Here is a 19,392-nt window from a genome sequence, read left to right as displayed (position 1 = left end):
ATGCGTGCGGCCTGAACCGGCAAGCTGCCCAAAAACTGGGCTTCCTCCACAGCAGTGGGGGAGTTGCTTTTCAAGCGAGGGGCGTCGGGAAGGGTGCGGCTCAGTCCATGCCGTGAGTGGCTGGTTCGGCCTCTTCCCGGTGGCGGAAGTCCGCGCAGACGGCGGACATCGGCTTCAGCCGTGTGACATTGGCGGATGCCGGCTCGGGTGAATCCCAGTTCCGGGCCCGGAGCAGTTTCACCAGGAGAGCGGCAGCGGGAGATCTGCGCCGTCCCGCCACGGCGTAGAGCCTGACCTCCCTCGATGCATCGAGATCCCGTACGGGAATGCGACGGAGCGCGTGACCGATCGGCCAGGTGTTTGGAAGGAGCGCGATGCCGAGACCCGCTTCGACGAGGCGCAGGACGTCCGGTGCGCTGGCCACCGCGCCGAGGCGGGGTTTCGCGCCAGCGCACGCCTCGCCGGGGATGAAGTCGTGGCCGTGCAAGTCTCCGAGCACCCGCTCGCGAGCGATGTCGGCGAGCGACACCGACGTCCGATGGGCCAGCGGATGGTCGTGCCGGGCGACGCAGGTGAACCGCTCCGCGAAGAGCCGCCACATGTCGAGCCTCTCCCAGACTTCGGCGAGCGGACCGGCGCAGGCGAGGTCCACTCCGCCGGCCCGCAGGACGGACACCAGCTCGCGCGAGGGTTCCCGGATGATCTTGACCTCGACATCCGGGAAGATCCGGAACAACTCGGCGAGCGGCGGGGCAAGCAGCGAGACGTCCACCGACGTCGACAGCGCGATCGACAAAGGCTCGCTGCCACGGCGGCTGTAGGATCGCGCGAGATCCTTGGCGGCAGTCATGCTGTCGTAGCTTTGCTTGAGGAGGGGCAGCATGCGCTGCCCGAACGGCGTCAGGTGGGTCGCGCGGTGTTCACGCCGGAAAAGTTCGCCGCCGAGTTCATCCTCGAGGAGCCTGACACCCCTTGTCAGCGAGGGTTGGGCGACATTGCACTGCTCGGCCGCCCGGGTGAAGTTCAGGAGATCCGCGACCGCCAGGAAGTACCGGATCTGGTAAACCTCCATCCCTAGGCAACTCCGCGAGAGCTCGGAGCCAAGGCGCGAAACTCGCTCCGATAGTGCGCCGGTGTGGCGAACATCACCTTGCGGAACGCGGTGGTGAAGTGGGCCTGGCTCGAGAACCCGCACCGGACCGCGATGAGCGCGAGAGGCAGATCCGTTGTCCGCAGCAGTTCCGAGGCGGTCTCGACGCGACGGCGCATGAGATAGGCGTGCGGCGTTTCTCCGGTGGTGGCGCGGAACGCCCTCAGGAAGTGGTATGGCGAAAGGCATGCGGCGGCGGCCATGCCAGCGAGGTCGACATCTTCCGCGATGTGAGCAACGGCGTAGTCCTTGGCCCGTGTGATGCGCTCGCGCAGCCGCCGATCCGTCGGAGCGCGCATGGAATCCGCGCGCACCCTGTCGATCGTCCGCGACACCAACTGGACCGCCAGGCTTTCGAGCCGAAGGCGCTCCGGGCCGCCGCTGCCGTGAACTTCAATGATCGCCTGGCGCGCGATCTCGAAGCCGGCAGGATCTTCCTCCCAGTCGAGCGGCCTGAGCGTGACGCTGCTTTCAACGAGATTTTCGAGGCGATCCGGGCTGATCCAGACGAGGAGGTTCGGACGGCTGTTGTCGCAGGTCAGGCGAAGGTCCGTCTCGGCCGGTACGAAGCCGACGCTGCGCTGTGGAGCGGCAAAGGGCCTGCGCCGGTCGCTTCCCACCGACATCACGTCGCCAAGACCGGAGACGTGTACGTCGACGAGATGATGCCCGGAGACGAAGTAACCTGAAATGCTTCCCACGGGGAGGGACTGGACCACGAGGCCCGTCCCCTCGAAGCAGATGCCGAGGTCGGGGATCATCCGAGCCGGCTGACCTTCGAGGGGCAAGTCGAACAATCTCGGAAGCAACGACATCCTCCGCTTCACGTGTCCGCACCGGGTAGGCGCGCCTGTCGCTGCCGCGGCGGGAAGAGAATGGCGGGGCCTTTGTCCAACCCTCAGGCACATGCCGACCCTGCGCGGCGTCACCCTGAACGGCTAATGGCGCGCCACCCAGCTGTATTTTGGAATAATCTGAAAATCGTACCGTGCTTATGTCAGTTTATGTCGGCTATCTCAGTGCGACAATTCAGTGACGACCAGCACAGGAGAAAAGGATTTTTCCGCGTGAGCTGTGATTCCATGAGATGATTTAAGGAAAGTGCGTCAGATCGTCGAAACACATGAATCTCTAAGACGGCTAGACTTTTGAGAGCACAGCATATCCCGGCTGGACCTGCCATTTCGGCAGATCTCCACGCACAGGGAGTCATGCAATGGAACTCGGCAATCAATACGGGTCCTGGACGCGCCGTCCGTCGCTCAGGGCCGCATGCCTGGCGGCCGTATCCGGCGCGCTGCTGCTGGCCTGGCCCGCACTGAGCCGGGCCGATGACGTCGACGACGTGCAGCCCGCCCCGCCGGCCATCGGCGCCGACGTACCTGTCACCTATTTCGGCCCGCAGCCCTCCTCGGTGCAGAAGGAACTGATCGGCGAGTATCACAATCTCAAGGCGGGAAAGGTCGACAAGGACAAGGGCACCATCACGCTGCCGCTCTACGAGGGCGCGATGAAGAGCGGGGAGACGGTGTGGTACATCGTCACCGACACCGACGACCACGGCAACGCCGACCAGCTCGGCCTGAACTATTCGCCGAAGCTGAGCTATGCCGACGTCGGGCGCGGCACGCGCAAGGCGGTGCTCGGTCCCAAGTTCAAGCTGATTTTCGAGGCGGGGAAGGTGGATTTCCGCCCGCAGCGCAGCGCCGCGCCGGGTGACGCACCCAATTTCTTCCCGCCGAAGCAGTTCCAGCCGGGATCCGTCGGCGACAAGGACTACAGCCCCCTCGTGAAGGTCACGAACGCCGGGGGGCACATCTACAACGCGCCCATCATCGCGTCGAACGTGTCGGCCGAGCAGCTCGACCAGTTCTGCGACGGCAATCCGGACTACAGCCTCGTGCACGACAAGGTCGTCCGCATCTGCCCGCGTGACAAGACCGTCACCCTGGCGCTGACGACCGGCTTCAGCTTCGCCCGGCCTGTCCTCTATCTGTCGACGGACGCCAGCAATCCGCTGCCGGCCACGGCTGAGGCGGCGACCTATGCGCCGGGTCTCGAGGACATCCAGGGGGCAGGCGACGACAGCCTCTTCAGCCCGGTCGAGCGCATCTTCGTCTTCGTCAATGGACCGACCGGTAAGGACAACCCGCAGCGCCAGGGTCTCAACAGCGCTCTCTCGGATGGTGCATCGCCGCTGAACGTCCTCGGCGGGATTCCGACTGTCGCGACCGACTACAGCCCGCTTTGGGACCTCAACCCCGCGGTCTGGACCCAGGCTTCCGTCGAGAAGGGCTATCGGGCGCGGATGACCGAGGAGTTCGCGATCCTCGGCCTCGTCGAGAAGGGTTTCCTCACCGGGCTCAACGGGCAGAAGTTCGGCTCGGTCGGCCTGATCGTGAACTGCCCGATCGTCTACCGCTTCCTCTGAGCGAGCCCCGGGGCGGCGCGGCTGCGCCGCCCTTTCCCCTCCAGCCACACAGGAGCTCGACCATGCGGCCTGTCATGCCGTCCTTCATCAGTGCCGTCCTTCTCGCTCTGCCCGTGCTGAGCCTTTCGCCTCCCGCTTCGGCGCGCAGCGGCGAGGTGATGCTCCTGGCGGGGCCGAGGGACGCCGCCCACGCCGTCTTCAGCGTCGCGGGAAAGCGGGACATCCTCGTCGAGACCGTGCAGGCGGGGGTCGAGGGATCCCGTGTCGAAGTATTCATCGACAAGGATTCCGTTCCGGTCCTCTCGCATCTCTACGGGCCGGGTGAGTGCCGTTTCGCGGACGCTGAAAGCCGCTGCCGCGTGACGATCCGGCAGGGCACGAAAGACTACGCCGCCTTGCTGCGCGGCTTCCGGCTCGGAAAGCAGGCGCGCGTCGTGGTCACCGATGCCGGCGTCATGAAGATGGAGCATCGCGCCTCGCTCGCCGGCGTGACGCGCGCCCTGGACAGGTAGAGGAGCGTCGCCATGACCTGCCGGACAGTCGCATCCCTCGCTCTCGGACTGGCGCTCGGCCTCGGATGTTTCGCGGACAGTTCCCGCGCGTCGTCCATCGTGACCGAATGGCTGGACGAGAGCGTGCCCGCTGCAAACGAAGTCGCCTGGGAACCCACCGTGGGAGCCCGTTTCCTCGCTCTCGTGCACACCGCGATGTACGATGCCTGGGCTGCCTACGATCCCGTCGCGGTGGGGGTTCAGACCGGACGCAGGCTGAAGGCGCTGGCCGGGCCGCCGACCGTGGTCAACAAGCGCGAATCCATCAGCTATGCGGCCTACGAGGTGTTGAAGGCACTCGCGCCCGGACGGCGAAAGGCGCTGCTCCTGCGCATGCGGGACCTCGGCTATGACCCTGCCTCGCAGACGCCTGCGGCGCGGGTGGGGCGGGACGCTGCGCAGGCCATTCTGGCCGCCGCCCGGGAGGACGGAGCCAACCAGGCCGGGAACTTCGCGGACACGACGGGATATAGCGCCGCTGGCGAGGGTTACGGGCGCTGGCGGCCGATCCGGGCGTTGGGCGCCGACCAGCTGCCGCTCACCCCGCACTGGTCGCGGGTGATGCCCTTCGCGCTCTCGCATGCCGCCGAGTTCCGGCCCCCTCCGCCGCCGGCGCCGGGCACGCCGGAGTGGGCCGAGCAGGTGCGCACCCTGGTCGATGTCAGCGCGAACCTGACCGACCGTGAGAAGGCGATTGCGGAGTTCTGGGTGCCCTGGGGCAGCCCGCCGCCGGCCCACATGCTGGAGCTGACGCGCTTTCTGTCCTCCCGAGACGACTTGCGCCTCGACGAGGAGGTGAAGCTCTTCTTCGTTATCGGTGTCGCTCTTCACGACACGGCAATCGCGACGTGGGAAGCCAAGTACCACTACGACTATGCTCGCCCGCTGTCGGCCATTCGGGCCCTCGGCGACGCTCCCCTGAAGGGATGGCGGCCGCCGGAGACACCGCCCGCCTTCGCCTATTCGGCGCCCGCGACGCGACTGGCTGCCGGGACAGGGCCGGCGGCCGCCGGGCCCGTTGGCGAGAGGCCCGCGGCCGAGTGGTCGTCCTACCTGCCGACCCCGGCCTTCCCGGCCTACGTCTCCGGGCACGCGGCGTTCACGGCCGCATGGGCGAGGGCGGCCGAACTCGCGACCGGCAAGACCGAATTCGGACTGCGCGCTTCCGTGACGCGGCTCTACACCGAGCAGAGGCGGCTCGATCAGCCGGTCGAGCTCGTCTATCCCACGCTGTGGTCTGCGGCCGAGGCCAGCGGCGTGTCGCGGATCTATGGCGGCATCCATTGGCCGGTAGACCACACCGAGGGTCTCGAGCTCGGCCGCAAGGTGGCGGAGAAGGCGTGGCGGCGGGCAAGCGAGTTCATGCTGGGAACGGCATCGCCGGCGTCTGCCATTCTCGCGGATCTGGGTCCGACATCCTGGCTCCGCCTGACGGCCGAGGGAGACAGCCCGCCGGGGGCGGCTGCCGCCCGGGACGGGCTCGCCGCCTCGCTGCCGGCCCTGCGGTCCGCGACGTGGCTGAGCAGGTCTTTCGATGCGCTGCCGGAGGGACACTGGACGCTGTCTATCCGCGCGGTGGCGACTGGAGCCGGGTCTCTCTCCGTTCGTCTCCTTGATGCCTCCGACCACGAGGTCGCGTCGCGGACAAATGTCGCGTTCGCGCCGGGCGAAACGGATCTCGACATCGCCTGGCAGGGCGGCGCCACAGGACCTCTCCGGATCGAGATTCGCGCAAGTGCAGGCGAGGCGGCGGCGGACGTGCGCGTCTCCGGCGCTCACCTCGTCCGCACATGGGACATGAAGGACGGAGCCCCGCGCTATCTCCCCATGCGGTCCGTGAGCCTGCAATGACGACCTGACGTCCAATCGGAGGCGCGGCCGTGGATGCCACGCGACGGGAGCTGGTGAGGGAGCTCGTGCGGGCGCTGCACGACATCTGTGCCCGCGTCGGCGAACTCGTGAGCGACGAACAGGACGGGCGCGCCTTCGAGGCCATGCAGCAATCGGTCGAGCTCCTGGTCAGCGCGATCATGGCGCTCGAGGACGCGATGGAAACCGGTGCGCCAGGCAGCTGATGCCGCGCGGGACTCGGACCTCAGTCCGCAGGCGGGACGGGCACACCCGGGCCGGTGCTGGCGCCGCCGTCCACTCCGATCACCTGGCCGGTGACGTATCCGGCCCGGTCAGAGGCCAGGAACGCGATGACCTCGGCAATGTCCTCCGGCCGCCCGAGCCGGCGCATCGGAATCTGAGCGAGATAGCGCGCCTCCGCCGCACTGCCGGCGGGGTTGTTGACGCGGAACAGCTCCGTCTCGGTGGGCCCGGGGGCGACTGCATTGGCCGTGATGCCATGGGCGGCCTGCTCGATCGCAAGCGTCCTCGTCAGGCTCTCCAGCGCTGCCTTTGAGGCCGCATAGCTGGCCCGGAACGGCAAGCCGCGCACGACCAGGCTGGAGACATTGACGATCCGTCCGAAGAGCGCCTGCCTCATGGCCGGAAGGAGCGCCTGCGTGAGCTGCAAGGCAGGGCGCCAGTTGAATTCCAGGAGCCGCATCGACGTCTCGACGTCGATGGCGCCAGTGTCTTCGTGCAAGGCCATGCCGGCATTGTTGACGATCCCGGCGATGTCGGCGCGGCGTGAAAGGCCTTCCGCGAGGCGCGCCGTCGCCACGGGGTCGGCGAGGTCAGCCTCGATCATCTCGGCAGGGACGCCGCCCGGGTCAGTGCGCGCGATCCCGATGACGTGCCAGCCCTCACGGGAGAGCGCACGTGCCGTCGCGAGCCCGATGCCCCGGGAGGCCCCGGTCACCACGATCGATCGTGTCATCCCGTCCTCCTCAGGCCGGCGCCAGCGCGGTGGTCCTCGCGATCCCGCGCTGGACGGCCGGGCGCGCCGCGACCGCGTCGTACCAGCGCTGGACGTTGGGGAAGGCGTCCAGCGACACACCGGCGAACTCGCGCCGCCACAGCCAGCCGAAATGCGCGATGTCGGCGATCGAGAAGTCTTCGCCGGCGACGAAGCGGCGCTCGGCCAGATCCGCGTCGAGCACGCCCAGGAGTCTCAGCGCCTCGTTGCCGAACCGGTCGATGGCCAAAGGCACCGGCTCCGGCGCGAGCTTGCGGAAGTAGCCTGCATTGCCGAAGGCCACGCCCAGGCCGGACGCGTGGAAGAAGAGCTGTTCGAAGACGCGGGCGCGGCCCTTGGGGTCATGCGGCAGAAGGCGCCCCGTCTTCTCGGCGAGATGAACGAGGATGGCCGCGCTTTCGGTGAGGACGAGAGGGCCATCGGGACCATCGGGGTCGACCAGGACCGGAACCTTGCCGTTCCGGTTCAGCGCCAGGTACTCGGGCGCCTTCTGCGCGCCCTGCCTTATGTTGACGCCGGTCAGGCCGTAGGGAAGGTCGAGCTCCTCGAGGGCGATGGGGACTTTCACGCTGTTGGGCGTGGCGAAGGCGTAGACTTCGATCATGGCGTCGAGATCTCCAAAAACGGGGGAGAGGGATGGCGACCAGGTCCTGCTCAGGCCGCCCGGCGGCTGGCCGCGGCGAGGGCCGGCCGCATGTCCGACGGCTCGGGCCGCAGGGTGTAGTCGGGATTGACCTCGGCGTAGATGATCGTCCCGTCCTGGCCGATGACGAAGCGGGCCGGCATCGGCAGCGTCCAGCTGCCGTCCCCGTTGATCAACGGCAGGTCGTTGCCGAGCTTGCGATAGATGGCGATCAGATCGTCCGGCATGGAGAAGCGGATTCCGAAGGCCTGCGCGACCGCGTTGCCGGGGTCGGACAGGATGGGGAAGTCGAGGCCATTCTGGCGCATCGACTTGCGGCTGTTGGCGGGTGTCTGCGGCGAGATCGCGACGAGGGACGCGCCGGCTTCCCTGAACCAGGCGAGCTCGGACTGGAGCGCCTGGAGTTCCATGTTGCAGTACGGGCACCAGACACCGCGGTAGAAGCTCACGACGAGAGGTCCCCGCGCCAGCAGGTCTCCCGATGAGACCATCTCGCCCTGGGCATCCCTGAGGCTGAAGGCAGGCGCGGCATCTCCTGCCTTCAGGGCGAGGCCGGCCGCGCCGGAGTCGATCAGCGCGCGGGTGGCGCGGTCCATGACGGCGATCGTGTCGGCCGTCACGCTATAGGGCGGTTCTCCGGAACGGAAGGCGGCCTTGAACGCGTTCAGTTTTGCTTGCAAAGACATGACAACCTCCCTCAACCCTGAGCCATGGACCGGGCGACATCGGCCGCGCTGATGCCCTCGAGGGCCAGGCCATAGCCCGCGCCCTCTTCGATGATCCGGCGCAGCATCTGGGTGAGCGCGATCCGGGTGTAGCGGCCGGTAAGCGGCGGCAGAGCCGCGATGGCGTCGGCGATCTCGTGGGCCCGGGCGAGGAGGCCGTCCCGCGGCACGATCTCGTTGACCACGCCCCAGTCCTTAGCCGTGGCGGCGTCGAGCACCTGTCGCGTCAGGATGAAGTAGCGGCCACGAACGCTGCCGATCACCTCCGGCCAGAGCAGGTTCACCCCGTCGCCCGGCACGATGCCGAACTCGAAATGCGGCTTGTCCTGAAACACGGTATCGGGCGTCGCCAGGACGATGTCGGCGAGAAGCGCATACTCTGAATGCAGCAGGACAGGGCCGTTGAGGGCCGCGATCAGCGGTACCTCGACATCGAGGATGTTCATCAGGACCTTGCGGCCCTCACGGAAGATGCGGTCGTAGCCCTGCGGGGTGAAGAAATCGAAGCCGTCCGGGTTGATGGCGTCCATGAAGGCGTCGCCCGATCCGGTCAGGATGACGGCGCGGTTGTCGCGGTCCTCCCCGATGGCGTGAAAGAGGTCGACGAACTCGCGGTGGGCATGGCCGTCGAAGACGAGCTTGCCGCCGTCCGTGTGCAGGCGGACCTCGAGCACGCCGTTCGGCTTGCGCGTCAGGCGGGCATGGGGGAAGGCGTCGCGATAGGCGTCGAAGGCGAGGGGCATCGGTGGTCTCCATCCGTGAAGCTTGCGATGGAGGGAGGCTAGGCCATGCCGGAAGGCATGGGATGACAGGCTGTGGCGATATGATCTATTCCTCAGCGGAATAGGTTGGAGAGTGGCCATGGATCGCTACGCGGCGATGCTGTCCTTCGTGCGGGTGGTGGAGAGTGGCTCCTTCTCGGCCGCGGCCCGGCAGCTGAGGATCGGGCAACCGGCCGTCTCGAAGACCATCGCCCAACTGGAATCCCGGCTCGGCGTGCGTCTCCTCCTGCGCACGACGCGCGGCCTCGCGCCCACGGAGGCAGGGCTCCGGTTCTACGAACGGGCCAAGGCATCACTGGCCGAGGCCGACGAGGCGGATCTCGCCGCGCGGGGAGCGGGCCAAAGCCTGAGCGGGGTCCTTCGGGCCTCGGCCGCCACGACCTTCGCCAGGCTCCATGTCGTCCCGCGCCTGCCGGAGTTCCTCGACGGCCATCCCGACCTCGCCATCGACCTCATCCTCGACGACAGGATGATCGACCTCGTCGAGGAGGGCGTGGATGTCGCGCTCCGGATGGGTGACCTTCAGGACTCTTCCGCCACCGCGCGGCGGCTGGCGACCAGTCCCCGCTCGGTGATCGCCAGCCGCGACTATGTCGCCCGTAGAGGCCCTCCGTCCTCGCCCGCCGACCTCGCCGGCCACGAGGCGGTCACCTACACGCAGGGTCGCTTCGGGACTTGGTCGTTCCGGAGGGACACCACGGAAATCTCGGTCGCCGTCGCGGGCCGGGTCCGGGCGAGCAGTGCCGAAGGCACGCGCGCGGCCGTCCTGGCCGGGCTCGGGATCACCATCGCGTCGGACTGGATGTTTGCTCCTGAACTCGCAAACGGGGAGGCAGTGAAGCTCCTCACCGAATGGGTTCTCCCGCCGATCGATCTCTGGGCCGTCTTTCCGACCGGCCGGATGGCCAGCACCAAGGCCCGCGCCTTCGCCGACTTCGTCGCGGCGGTCGCGACGCGGCCGACGCTTTCCGGCGCGGCAACGGCGTGACCCGGACGGCTTAGTCTTCCAACTCCGTCAGACCCGCCGCCCGCCTGAGCCGCTTCACGACCGCGGCCACACCTGGCGGGATGGCGCCGCTGTCATAGCGTGCCATCAGCAGGGCCAGACGTTCCAGTGCGCCGGCCTTGGACTGCTCAGGCGTCGGGGTGGACTGTCTGCGAAACCGGCGGTGACGGCTTAGCGGCGGCATCGCAAAAGTGTCCCCTGCAGCATTCGGCGCCTAAGCCTCATAGCAGACTTTCCGATGTCCAGAACGGAGCCAGCCCCTTAGGCATGCTGTCCGAAGTCGGGAGCCTGCGACCTTATGGAGAACAGCCGCTTCCGTGTGGATCTGTTTGAACCGATCCCAAGCTTCGCTGTCGCTCGAGCCGCCCTCAGCCGCTGTCCTTCCGCCGCGCGCTGCGCTCCGGGCGGCGGCTCCTCCAGAAGCGGGGCGCTTCCTGAAATTTCACCCAGGCGCGGCGCAGCTCGCGCTCATGGTCACCGACGGCGCGGCGATACCATCCGCTCATGATCCCGGCGGCATATGCGGTTTCCGGATCGTCCCGCGCACCGGACATCTGCAGAAGTTCGCCGGCCACCGTGGCGTCGTTGAGGTGGCCGAGGAGGTCCTGCAGATACGCCACCCGCTTGCCGAATTCCCGGGCTGACCGCCCCTGGTCGAAGACGTGGCCGAAGAAACCCGCGGCATAGCGCACGTTCTTGAGCCTGATGCGGAGTTCGTGGCGCTCTTCTTCGCTCATCGCGTCGAAGTGCTTGCCCTGCTTCCGGGCCTTCCTGTCGAGCTGGCCGAGGCACTCGGAGGCCAGGACTCCGACCGGCGCAGCCAGGATGGCGAGGCGGCCCGCGTCGTCGCCCACGCGCCAGCCTCGCCGGACGACGAACAGTTCGAGCGCCAGAACGAAGCGCGACGTTCCGGGGTCGGCGAGCAGCGCCTCCACCTGCCGGTGGCCTGCCTCGGCCCTGGCCGTTGCCTGTTGAAGCAGAACGTGCAGACCCTGGTCCGCCGGGAACGCTGCGAGGGGGCCGGCGCGCACGAGGTCTCCGAAGACATCCCAGTCGCGCGCCTCACCCATCACCGAGGCAAGCCGGCGGGCTTCCGCCCGGAACTCAACGAATTCCGGGCAGGGAAGCGTGCGATTGAAGATTGCGAGCGCCGAACGCAGGCGGCGGATGGCGACCCGCATCTGATGCACGGCCTCGACCCGCTCGCCTTGGCGGAAGCACTCCCAGTTCGCCGTGAACTGGATGAGGCAGGCCCGGATCACGCCGGCAATCGCGTCGTCGGCGTTGGTGGCGGAGGTGATCGCGGGTGCGGTCGCTCCAACGGGGCCGGGCGGCACGCCCGTCAGCAGCCAGGCGCCGCGCTCGGCCTTGCTCCGCGTGCCGAGCCTCAGCGGCAGCCGATCGAGCAGCGCGAGGCCCAGCCGGAACAGGTCGGATGCATCCCCCGACTTGAGCTCCAGCTCGATGTCGCGGACCGGCATATGGCGATCACCCGCCCGGATGTTGCCGGAATCGAAGGCGACTTCGATTGCGCTGCGCCCGACGCCGACGATCTTCACGGAGCGCCGGATATCCGTGGCGAACACCGGCACGAGCGCGGCCCCGTCGAGGACGCCGCCCAGTTCGGTGCGGACATCCTCGCCGAAGAGGCTGAGGTCTGGTTCGGGTGAGCGGACCATCACCTCCACCTCACCGCGGGCGAATGAATGGGCCGGGCTGGTGGGGCTCCATTTCAGCCCCATGAGATAGCCGCCCCGCGTCCTGCGAAGGCGAAGGGCCATACGGCGGGCCCGCAGCCGGCCATCCTCCGTATCGAAATAGATGGTCTGCAGGCGGCGGTAGGACGGGCCTGGAGCCGCCTCGCCCAGCAGAGCGAGGCCGCTTGCGAGCTTGAAGGTGGCATCGTCGCAGATGAACGAGACCTCGTGCTCGCGCCCGGCCTGCCGGAGTATCGCTGCCGGGACGGGTGGGCCTGCAGCCGGTACGAGCGCGCTCATCACGATGTCTCCTCGTCGGCGTTGCTATCGGGGTTGATCTCGACCTGCACCGACGGCGCGAAGGGCAGCTTCTTCGGCCCGGTCTCCACGACCGCGCCCTTTCGGACGCCGACCTGGAGAAACCTGACCGCGCGCCGGTCGGCGTCGAACGCCGCCGCGGTCAGGATGCCGGTCGTCACCGCCCCTGTATCGAGGTTGATCCTGCCTGGGCGCATGCCGGGACGGCCCTTGGTTGGTGTGTGTCCATGCACGACCAGGACGCCGAGGCCGTGCGGCCGGGACAGAAACGGTCCACGGATCGAGACGAGGTCCACCGGCGACTGGTCGGCGAGGGCGACACCCGGGCGGATCCCGGCATGGACGAAAAGGAGCTCGTTGTCCCTGTGAACGTGCGGCAGGCCAGCGAGGAAGGTGACATGTGCTGGATCGACCGCCGCGCGCGCGGCCTCCCAGTTCATCTCGCGCCTCGCCAGGCCGTAGGAGCGCAGGGTCTCGACGCCGCCTTTTCGCAGCCAGCGCTGAAACGCCGGGCCGCCGCGCGCCAGGCCGTCCAGCATCGTGTCCTCGTGATTGCCGCGCAGGACGATCCATTGCTCGGATGGTTGCTCCGGGCCGGCGGAAAGCCTGGCAAGGACGCTCCTCGTCCCCGGTCCCCGGTTGACGAGATCGCCAAGGAACACGATCTGCGCCGCCCCCCCGCTGCGCGCGGCGTCGAGACGAATCGCGGCCAGCATCTCTTCGAGCAGGCCGTCACAGCCATGCACGTCGCCGACCGCGTAAAGCGGAGCGGACAGCAGCGGAGCCTGCGCATCGGGGATGTCTGCAGGTGTCGTCGTGAATGCCGCTTCGACGATGCGGCGCAATACCTGGAGCCGTGCCATGATTTCCAAGCGGATACTCGTTCGTTGGCTGATCCGAATGACGGAGATCATTGTCACAATCGCTAGTCATATTGATCGATCCCGCGTCTTCCACACCCTTTCGGCAAGGACCGTTCGGGATTTGATGGTTCCAGGGCGATGGATCGTGAAATGACACCGGACGACGGTGCACCAAGGCAAGCCGCCCGGCGGCGATTGTGCCAGACGTCTCGGTCCTGTGGCGCCGGCACGGTGCCGATGATTCGCAACGGGGAGGGCGCCGGCAAATCGGCAGCGTTTACCGCCTTCTGCTGGGTCGGGAGAAGAGTGGCACGGAGGGCTTCCTGCTCCCACCGGCCGTCATCTCTGCGCCAGACCCGGGCAGGCAGATGCGCTGGTCGAGGCTGGACCCTCTGCCGCCCGCGATGCCCGGTGCCGGCGTCGGCAAGCTGATCACCGCGCGAGCCGGCTTGTAACACCGGAGCGTGGATGGCCGGCAAAGTGTCACCGTCCCGTAATGGGCGGATCCCACACCTGCCATCGAGGTGGAGGAATCCATGGATTATTTTCGGCGTTTCAACTTCCTGTTCTCGGCCCCCTCCTTCGACCCCGACGAACTCGAGGGCCTGCGCTTCAACCAGATTGTCGAGGAGATCGAGCGATCCGGCTTCGAGGTCGTCAAGGCGCGCCGCATCGAGGATGCGGAGATTGCGGTGCAGACCGACGCGGCCATCGGCTGCATGGTCGTGGACTGGGGCAAGAAGGGCCTGGAGGGTAAGACCGCGGCGCTGATCAATCTGATGCGCCGGCGCGGTCTCGACTTTCCGATCGTCCTGCTGATCCGCCGCAAGCGCTTCGAGGATGTCCCCGTCGAGGTGCTCGATTTCATCGACGGCTATGTCTTCCTGTCGGAGGAAACGCCGGCCTTCATCGCCAAGAACCTGATCAGCCGCCTCAAGCAGTATGCAGAGACGCTGAAAACGCCGTTCTTCGGCGCTTTGGTCGACTACGCGGAAGAGGGCAACCAGCTCTGGACCTGCCCGGGGCACAATGGCGGCGTGTTCTACAGCCGCAGCCCGATCGGCCGGGTGTTCATGGAGCACCTCGGCGAGGCCGTGTTCCGCGACGACCTCGACAATTCCGTGCTCGATCTGGGCGACCTGCTGACCCACGAGGGTCCGGCGCTGAGGGCGCAGCAGGAGGCGGCGGAGATCTTCGGGGCCGAAAAGACCTATTTCGTCCTCAACGGCACCTCGACCTCCAACAAGGTCGCGCTCGGCGCATTGGTGACCGACGGCGATCTCGTGCTCTTCGACCGCAACAACCACAAGGCCGCGCACCATGGCGCCTTGATGCTGGGCGGCGGCATTCCCGTCTACCTGCCCACGACACGGAATGCATGGGGTCTCATAGGCCCCATGCGCTGGGACACCTTCGACGAAGAGAAGTTGCGCGAGCGCATCCGGGCACACCCGCTGGTCACCGATCCGGAGGCGTGGCGCAGACCGCGCCCGTTCCGCGTCGGCGTGGTGGAGCAGTGCACCTATGACGGGACGATCCATCACGCCCAGATGATCGTCGAGAAAATCGGACACCTCTGCGACTACATCGTCTTCGACGAGGCCTGGGCCGGCTTCATGAAGTTCCACCCGCTCTATGCCGGGCGCTTCGCCATGGGCCTCACCGGTCTCGGCCCCGACTCACCGGGGATCATCGCCACCCAGTCGACGCACAAGCAACTCGCGAGCTTCTCGCAGGCCTCGCAGATCCACGTGCGGGACGGCCATATCGTGGGTCAGAAGCGCAGGGTGGGTCACCGCCGGTTCAACGAAAGCTTCATGCAGCATGCCTCGACGTCGCCCTTCTATCCGCTGTTCGCCTCGCTCGACGTGGGCGCGCAGATGATGAAGGGCCGGTCCGGCGAGGTTCTGTGGGACGACACGATCCGCCTCGGCATCGAGCTGCGCAAGAAGATCCGAGCGGTGGCGCGCGAGTTCCAGGACAAGGAGCACAGGTCCGAGCGGCGCTGGTTCTTCGAGCCCTTCGTTCCCGACCGTGTCGCCATTCCCGACGCTGCGCAGCAGGGAGCAGTGCACGATGTAGCCTGGGAGAGCGTAACGACCGATCTGCTCGCTTCCGATCCGGCGTACTGGGCACTCGAGCCCGGCCGGACGTGGCACGGCTTTCCGGACCTCGAGCCCGGCTTCGCCATGACGGATCCCAACAAGCTCACTCTGCTCACGCCGGGCTTCGATCGGGCGACGGGCGCCTATGCCGATCACGGCATTCCGGCGCCGATCGTGGCGCAATACCTCCGCGAAAACCGCATCGTCGCCGAGAAAAACGACCTGAACTCGCTGCTGTTCCTGCTGACGCCGGGTGTCGAGGCGAGCAAGGCCGGAACGCTGATCAGCGCGCTCGTAGCCTTCAAGAGGCTGCACGACGACAATGCCCCGCTCGCCGAGGTGATCCCCGAATTCGCGCACAAGCGTTCGGGCCGCTACGCCGGGGTCCGTGTCCGCGATCTCTGCGGCGAGATGCACCGCTTCTTCCGCGAGGCGAACGTCAGCGGGCTGCAGGCGGCGCAGTTCGCTGCGGAGCATTTGCCGGAAGTCGCGATGTCGCCGCGCGAGGCCTCGCGCCGGCTGATCAGGAACGACGTCGACTACGTGCCGGTGGACGCGCTGGAGGGGCGCGTCGCGACGACGCCCTTCGTGGTCTACCCGCCGGGCATCGCCACCATCGTCCCGGGAGAGCGTCTCACGGGGCGGGCGCGCCCCATGATCGACTATCTCAGAATGTTCGAGGCGTGCTTCAACATGTTCCCGGGTTTCGACGTGGAGATCCAGGGTCTCTATCGCGAGACCGATGCAGCAGGGCGCGTGCGGCTTCACACCTACGTCGTGGCGGAATAGTCTGGCCGACACTCGTTCCCGAACCCTCTCGCCCCGTGCAGCCCTCCCTGATCATCCGACCGACGCGCGACGATGACGTCGAAGCCATGCTGGCGATTTACCGTCACCACGTCCGTGCGGGGATCGAGGAGGGTATCGACGAGAGCGGGATCCCGCAGCCCGACGACATCAAGGACCGACGGAAGAACCTGCGCGAGCGCAAGTTCCCGCATTTGGCCGCCGTTCTCGACGGGACCGTGGTCGGTTATGCCTATGTGGTGCTGTTCAGGAAGCGTCCGGCCTATCGCTTCACCGTCAAGCATTCGATCTACGTCCATCACCATCATCTCGGGATCGGCATCGGCCGCAAGCTGATGCAGGCCTTGATCGACACCTGCGCCGCCGCCGGATACCGGCAGATGGTCGGGTATGTGGATGGCGACAACCAGGCTTCGCTCGGGCTGCACGCCAGCTTTGGCTTCGCGCAGGTGGGGCGGCTCCAGGGCGTCGCGTTCCGGCACGGACGCTGGTCCGACTCCGTGCTCGTCCAGCGCTCGCTGGGACCCGGAACCGCGGCCCAGCCGGCACGGCCGGGCAAGCCGGCTTGAGTTCACCCTTCCGTATTCGCGCCCGCGTCACCGCGGAGCCGGTGCAAGCGGCCTGCGCAAACAGCATCGCTGGGCTCCTGCTGCCCGCTAGCGTTCGTCTTGCGAGTCTCTGGCCGCGCGAAGCGCCTTCCAGCCTTCCTCGGTGAGCACGTAGGCGTAGCGCATCGACGGAGCCGGCGCGCGCTCGAGCAGCTTTTTGGCCAGCAGGGTGATTGGCTTGCCGCTGAGAACCACGAGGCCGTCATTCTCCCCGGCAGCGAGCAGGATCCCGAGGTCGTCGCCCGGCAGCAAGGCGTTGGCGGAGGCAAGCTCGCGCCGGGGCACGGGGTCGCCAGCGGTGACTGATGTGAGGTGCTTCGGCTTATCCTGCATCGGTGGGCTCGCGGGTCAGTTCATGTCGGCAGCAATGAAATCGGCTGCTCGCTCGCCAACCATGATGCTGGGGGCATTCGTGTTTCCCGACGTGATGGACGGGAAGACAGACGCGTCCGCGATCCACAGTCCGTCGGTGCCATGGATCCGAAGCCGTCTATCGACCACGGCGGAAGACGGGTCCGGCCCCATCCTGCAGGTGCCGCATGGATGATAGACCGAGTAGGCGCGCTGCCTGATGTCGGCGACGAGGTCCTCGTCGCTCGCGGTATCCGGTCCGGGCTTGAGCTCTTCCGCGACGATGGACGACAGTGCCCCTGTGTCTCGCAATCGGCGCAGAAAGCGCGCACCGGCGAGCATGTCCAGAATATCCCGTTCGTCCGACAGATAACCCGGCGCGATCAGGGGAGCCTCCCTGGGATCTGCCGACCGCAGGGACACTGTTCCACGGCTGCGGGGCCGGCAGGGCGATACGCTCGTCGAAAATCCCGAGAACGGGTCGGGCTGCATCAGGGCCCGAACGCCGGGGGGTGTCCGCTCATAGCTCAACGGCGAGAAGTAGATCTGCATGTCGGGCGCCTGCAGGTCCGGCCTCGTCCTGTAGAAGCCGCCACCCTGGTTGACGCTGAGCGACAGGGGCCCCCTTCGGCCCGCGAGATAGGCGAGCGCCACGCGCATGCGGCCACGCATGGGCAGCAGGTCGTCATTGAGGCTGGGCCGGGAGGCCCGGTACACATGGTCGTAGCACAGATGGTCCTGCAGGTTGGCGCCCACGGCCGGCGCGTCGAGGAGGAGTGGCAGCCCGGCCCTGGCAATCTCGGCGGCCCGCCCGATCCCTGAGAGCTGGAGAAGCTGGGGCGTGTTGAAGGCACCGGCCGACAGCACGATCCCGCGCCGCGCGCGGGCCGTTCTCGTTCGGCCGCCGCGGATGAACTCGACGGCGCAGGCGCGGCGGCCTTCAAAACGGATGCGCGTGGCCAGGCAGCCCGAGAGCACTTCCAGACGACCGCCGCGCATGACCGGCTTCAGGTAGGCCTTGGCAGCCGAGGCGCGGAAACCGTCGCGGATATTCAGCTGGTAATAGCCCACGCCTTCGATCGAGGTTCCGTTGAGGTCTCTCGTGAAGGGCAGCCCCGCCTCGCGCGCAGCCTCCACGAAGACGTGGGTGAGCGGATGCACGCGTTCGCTGATGTCGGCGACGCTGAGCGGGCCGCCCTTGCCGTGGACACCGCTGGGCCCGAGTGCATGGTCCTCCATCCGCCGATAGACAGGCAGCACGTCGTCCCAGCTCCAGCCAGGGTTCCCGGCGGCGACCCAGTCGTCGAAGTCGGCGGGCTGGCCGCGCGAATAGACCATGGCGTTGATGGAACTGGAGCCGCCCACCACCTTGCCGCGGGGCTGGTAGATCGACCGCCCTTCGAGCCCAGGTTCCGGCTCGGTCTGGTACATCCAGTTGAGACGCGGCTCGTAGAAGAGCTTGCCGTAGCCGATGGGGAGATGGATCCAGGGGCTCAGGTCGCGCGGCCCCGCCTCGAGGACGAGCACGGTAAAGCGGCCGGTCTGGGCAAGACGGCCGGCGACGGCGCTCCCTGCCGACCCCGCGCCCACCACCACGATGTCGAAGACGTCTTCCGCCACCGAGGTCAGTCCGCCTTTGCCCGGTTCCGCTGAACGACGACGCTCAGCAGGCCGAGGAGTGCGGAACCGACCATCAGCAGGACGGAGACGGCATTCAGCACGGGCGTCGAGCCCTGCTTCATGCGGTCGTACATGGTGATCGTAAGCGGCGGGTCCGAGCCCACCAACATCAGCGTCGTGTTGAAGTTCTCGAAGGACATTAGGAAGACGACGATGCCCGAGCCGATCATGGCCGGGCGCAGGAAGGGCAAGGTGATGGTGCGGATCGCCTCCGCTCTCGTGGCGCCGAGGTTCAACGCGGCCTCCTCGAGCGAGCGGTCGAAACGGCGCAGGCGCGCAGAGATCACCAGCGTGGCGATGGTCGCCATGAAGGAGAACTGGCCGAGGACGATCAGCGGAAGACCCGGCCTGAGCCATGCCACCTCGATGCCGAAGCGATCGTCGAGGAGGTTCGCGATGCTGCTGGAGAAGGCGAGGATCGAGATGCCGAGAATGACGCCGGGGATCACGAGCGGCGCCAGCATCAGGAGCGCGAAGGCCGACTTGAACCGGAAGTCGTGGCGCTCGAACAGGAAGGCCGTCGTCGTTCCCACGGCCACGGACAGAAGGGTCGTGACGCACGCGACAACCAGGGAATTGCCAATGCCGCGCAGGACGTTCCTGTCATGGAAGGCACCGATCCTGGGGGCTGTCTCACCGAAGAACCAGGCCAGTGTCCAGCCGCGCCAGGGCAAGGCGGGATAGAGCGAGTCGTTGAAGGCGAACACGGCCACGACGGCCAAGGGCAGAGCCAGGAACGCCACGAAGACCCAGACATAGGCCTTGTGCAAGAGGCGGGTCCCGCGTCCGCCGGGAATGGAGGCCAGCAT

At 67.3% G+C, this 19,392-nt stretch carries 18 protein-coding genes; 7 read left to right on the top strand and 11 right to left on the bottom strand.

Annotated elements, in window-relative coordinates:
* Positions 1–100: 100 nt before the first annotated feature.
* Together AC5JCN_RS16040 and AC5JCN_RS16035 are read right to left on the bottom strand one after the other, a co-directional pair.
* Positions 101–1,072, bottom strand: a complete 972-nt coding sequence (locus AC5JCN_RS16040; RefSeq protein ID WP_495756085.1) for a LysR family transcriptional regulator — start codon at positions 1,070–1,072, stop codon at positions 101–103.
* 2 nt (positions 1,073–1,074) lie between these two features.
* The gene (locus tag AC5JCN_RS16035) at positions 1,075–1,959 is read right to left on the bottom strand and encodes a helix-turn-helix domain-containing protein (RefSeq protein ID WP_495756084.1); all 885 of its coding nucleotides are present in this window, start codon (positions 1,957–1,959) and stop codon (positions 1,075–1,077) included.
* Between the two features lie 407 nt (positions 1,960–2,366).
* Between AC5JCN_RS16035 and AC5JCN_RS16030 the strand changes: the two genes are divergently transcribed.
* From AC5JCN_RS16030 to AC5JCN_RS16015, 4 genes are all read left to right on the top strand, one after another.
* Positions 2,367–3,581 carry a hypothetical protein gene (locus AC5JCN_RS16030; RefSeq protein ID WP_495756083.1) on the top strand — a complete coding sequence of 405 codons (1,215 nt, stop codon included), beginning with the start codon at positions 2,367–2,369 and terminating at the stop codon, positions 3,579–3,581.
* A 62-nt stretch (positions 3,582–3,643) separates the two neighbouring features.
* On the top strand, positions 3,644–4,093 hold the full coding sequence (locus AC5JCN_RS16025; protein ID WP_495756082.1) for a hypothetical protein: 450 nt from the start codon (positions 3,644–3,646) through the stop codon (positions 4,091–4,093).
* Between the two features lie 12 nt (positions 4,094–4,105).
* The gene (locus AC5JCN_RS16020; protein WP_495756081.1) at positions 4,106–5,983 is read left to right on the top strand and encodes a vanadium-dependent haloperoxidase; all 1,878 of its coding nucleotides are present in this window, start codon (positions 4,106–4,108) and stop codon (positions 5,981–5,983) included.
* A gap of 29 nt (positions 5,984–6,012) precedes the next feature.
* Positions 6,013–6,207 carry a hypothetical protein gene (locus tag AC5JCN_RS16015; protein WP_495756080.1) on the top strand — a complete coding sequence of 65 codons (195 nt, stop codon included), beginning with the start codon at positions 6,013–6,015 and terminating at the stop codon, positions 6,205–6,207.
* Between the two features lie 20 nt (positions 6,208–6,227).
* Here AC5JCN_RS16015 and AC5JCN_RS16010 read toward each other — a convergent pair whose 3' ends face one another.
* Genes AC5JCN_RS16010 through AC5JCN_RS15995 form a run of 4 tightly spaced genes read right to left on the bottom strand, consistent with a single transcriptional unit; the run spans position 6,228 to position 9,109 of the window.
* The gene (locus tag AC5JCN_RS16010; protein ID WP_495756079.1) at positions 6,228–6,959 is read right to left on the bottom strand and encodes an SDR family oxidoreductase; all 732 of its coding nucleotides are present in this window, start codon (positions 6,957–6,959) and stop codon (positions 6,228–6,230) included.
* A gap of 10 nt (positions 6,960–6,969) precedes the next feature.
* Entirely contained in the window at positions 6,970–7,602 is a 633-nt protein-coding gene (locus AC5JCN_RS16005) for a glutathione S-transferase family protein (protein ID WP_495756078.1), read from the bottom strand.
* Between the two features lie 50 nt (positions 7,603–7,652).
* The gene (locus AC5JCN_RS16000; RefSeq protein WP_495756077.1) at positions 7,653–8,327 is read right to left on the bottom strand and encodes a peroxiredoxin-like family protein; all 675 of its coding nucleotides are present in this window, start codon (positions 8,325–8,327) and stop codon (positions 7,653–7,655) included.
* Positions 8,328–8,338: 11 nt separating this feature from the next.
* Positions 8,339–9,109, bottom strand: coding sequence for an enoyl-CoA hydratase/isomerase family protein (locus AC5JCN_RS15995; protein WP_495756076.1), 771 nt, complete (start codon positions 9,107–9,109; stop codon positions 8,339–8,341).
* A 118-nt stretch (positions 9,110–9,227) separates the two neighbouring features.
* Between AC5JCN_RS15995 and AC5JCN_RS15990 the strand changes: the two genes are divergently transcribed.
* A complete protein-coding gene (locus AC5JCN_RS15990; protein ID WP_495756075.1) occupies positions 9,228–10,136 on the top strand; it encodes a LysR family transcriptional regulator in 909 nt (302 codons plus the stop codon).
* 386 nt (positions 10,137–10,522) lie between these two features.
* On the opposite strand, the gene AC5JCN_RS15985 is transcribed toward AC5JCN_RS15990, so the two are convergent.
* The gene (locus AC5JCN_RS15985; protein ID WP_495756074.1) at positions 10,523–12,151 is read right to left on the bottom strand and encodes a CYTH and CHAD domain-containing protein; all 1,629 of its coding nucleotides are present in this window, start codon (positions 12,149–12,151) and stop codon (positions 10,523–10,525) included.
* The gene (locus AC5JCN_RS15980; protein ID WP_495756073.1) at positions 12,151–13,032 is read right to left on the bottom strand and encodes a metallophosphoesterase family protein; all 882 of its coding nucleotides are present in this window, start codon (positions 13,030–13,032) and stop codon (positions 12,151–12,153) included. The genes AC5JCN_RS15985 and AC5JCN_RS15980 overlap by 1 nt, the downstream gene beginning before the upstream one ends.
* A 536-nt stretch (positions 13,033–13,568) precedes the next feature.
* Between AC5JCN_RS15980 and AC5JCN_RS15975 the strand changes: the two genes are divergently transcribed.
* Both AC5JCN_RS15975 and AC5JCN_RS15970 read left to right on the top strand, forming a co-directional pair.
* Positions 13,569–15,926 (top strand): Orn/Lys/Arg family decarboxylase, encoded by a 2,358-nt coding sequence (locus AC5JCN_RS15975; protein ID WP_495756072.1) that lies wholly within the window; start codon positions 13,569–13,571, stop codon positions 15,924–15,926.
* Positions 15,927–15,961: 35 nt separating this feature from the next.
* Positions 15,962–16,513, top strand: a complete 552-nt coding sequence (locus tag AC5JCN_RS15970) for a GNAT family N-acetyltransferase (protein WP_495756071.1) — start codon at positions 15,962–15,964, stop codon at positions 16,511–16,513.
* An 87-nt stretch (positions 16,514–16,600) separates the two neighbouring features.
* On the opposite strand, the gene AC5JCN_RS15965 is transcribed toward AC5JCN_RS15970, so the two are convergent.
* From AC5JCN_RS15965 to AC5JCN_RS15955, 3 genes are read right to left on the bottom strand one after another with little or no spacing between them, the layout of a single operon-like run.
* The gene (locus tag AC5JCN_RS15965) at positions 16,601–16,885 is read right to left on the bottom strand and encodes a hypothetical protein (protein ID WP_495756070.1); all 285 of its coding nucleotides are present in this window, start codon (positions 16,883–16,885) and stop codon (positions 16,601–16,603) included.
* A 15-nt stretch (positions 16,886–16,900) separates the two neighbouring features.
* Entirely contained in the window at positions 16,901–18,523 is a 1,623-nt protein-coding gene (locus AC5JCN_RS15960; protein WP_495756069.1) for a GMC family oxidoreductase, read from the bottom strand.
* A gap of 5 nt (positions 18,524–18,528) precedes the next feature.
* Positions 18,529–19,392 (bottom strand): ABC transporter permease, encoded by an 864-nt coding sequence (locus AC5JCN_RS15955; protein WP_495756068.1) that lies wholly within the window; start codon positions 19,390–19,392, stop codon positions 18,529–18,531.

This window comes from Alsobacter sp. (genome assembly GCF_059501845.1).
This window is presented reverse-complemented; position numbering and strand designations above follow the sequence as displayed.

Excerpts from the sequence above, each read along its gene's own strand:
- AC5JCN_RS16040 (WP_495756085.1), bottom strand. The coding sequence starts at position 1,072 with ATGGAGGTTTACCAGATCCGGTACTTCCTGGCGGTCGCGGATCTCCTG.
- AC5JCN_RS16030 (WP_495756083.1), top strand. The coding sequence starts at position 2,367 with ATGGAACTCGGCAATCAATACGGGTCCTGGACGCGCCGTCCGTCGCTC.
- AC5JCN_RS16025 (WP_495756082.1), top strand. The coding sequence starts at position 3,644 with ATGCGGCCTGTCATGCCGTCCTTCATCAGTGCCGTCCTTCTCGCTCTG.
- AC5JCN_RS16020 (WP_495756081.1), top strand. The coding sequence starts at position 4,106 with ATGACCTGCCGGACAGTCGCATCCCTCGCTCTCGGACTGGCGCTCGGC.
- AC5JCN_RS16010 (WP_495756079.1), bottom strand. The coding sequence starts at position 6,959 with ATGACACGATCGATCGTGGTGACCGGGGCCTCCCGGGGCATCGGGCTC.
- AC5JCN_RS16005 (WP_495756078.1), bottom strand. The coding sequence starts at position 7,602 with ATGATCGAAGTCTACGCCTTCGCCACGCCCAACAGCGTGAAAGTCCCC.
- AC5JCN_RS16000 (WP_495756077.1), bottom strand. The coding sequence starts at position 8,327 with ATGTCTTTGCAAGCAAAACTGAACGCGTTCAAGGCCGCCTTCCGTTCC.
- AC5JCN_RS15995 (WP_495756076.1), bottom strand. The coding sequence starts at position 9,109 with ATGCCCCTCGCCTTCGACGCCTATCGCGACGCCTTCCCCCATGCCCGC.
- AC5JCN_RS15990 (WP_495756075.1), top strand. The coding sequence starts at position 9,228 with ATGGATCGCTACGCGGCGATGCTGTCCTTCGTGCGGGTGGTGGAGAGT.
- AC5JCN_RS15985 (WP_495756074.1), bottom strand. The coding sequence starts at position 12,151 with ATGAGCGCGCTCGTACCGGCTGCAGGCCCACCCGTCCCGGCAGCGATA.
- AC5JCN_RS15980 (WP_495756073.1), bottom strand. The coding sequence starts at position 13,032 with ATGGCACGGCTCCAGGTATTGCGCCGCATCGTCGAAGCGGCATTCACG.
- AC5JCN_RS15975 (WP_495756072.1), top strand. The coding sequence starts at position 13,569 with ATGGATTATTTTCGGCGTTTCAACTTCCTGTTCTCGGCCCCCTCCTTC.
- AC5JCN_RS15965 (WP_495756070.1), bottom strand. The coding sequence starts at position 16,885 with ATGCAGGATAAGCCGAAGCACCTCACATCAGTCACCGCTGGCGACCCC.
- AC5JCN_RS15955 (WP_495756068.1), bottom strand. The coding sequence starts at position 19,392 with ATGCTGGCCTCCATTCCCGGCGGACGCGGGACCCGCCTCTTGCACAAG.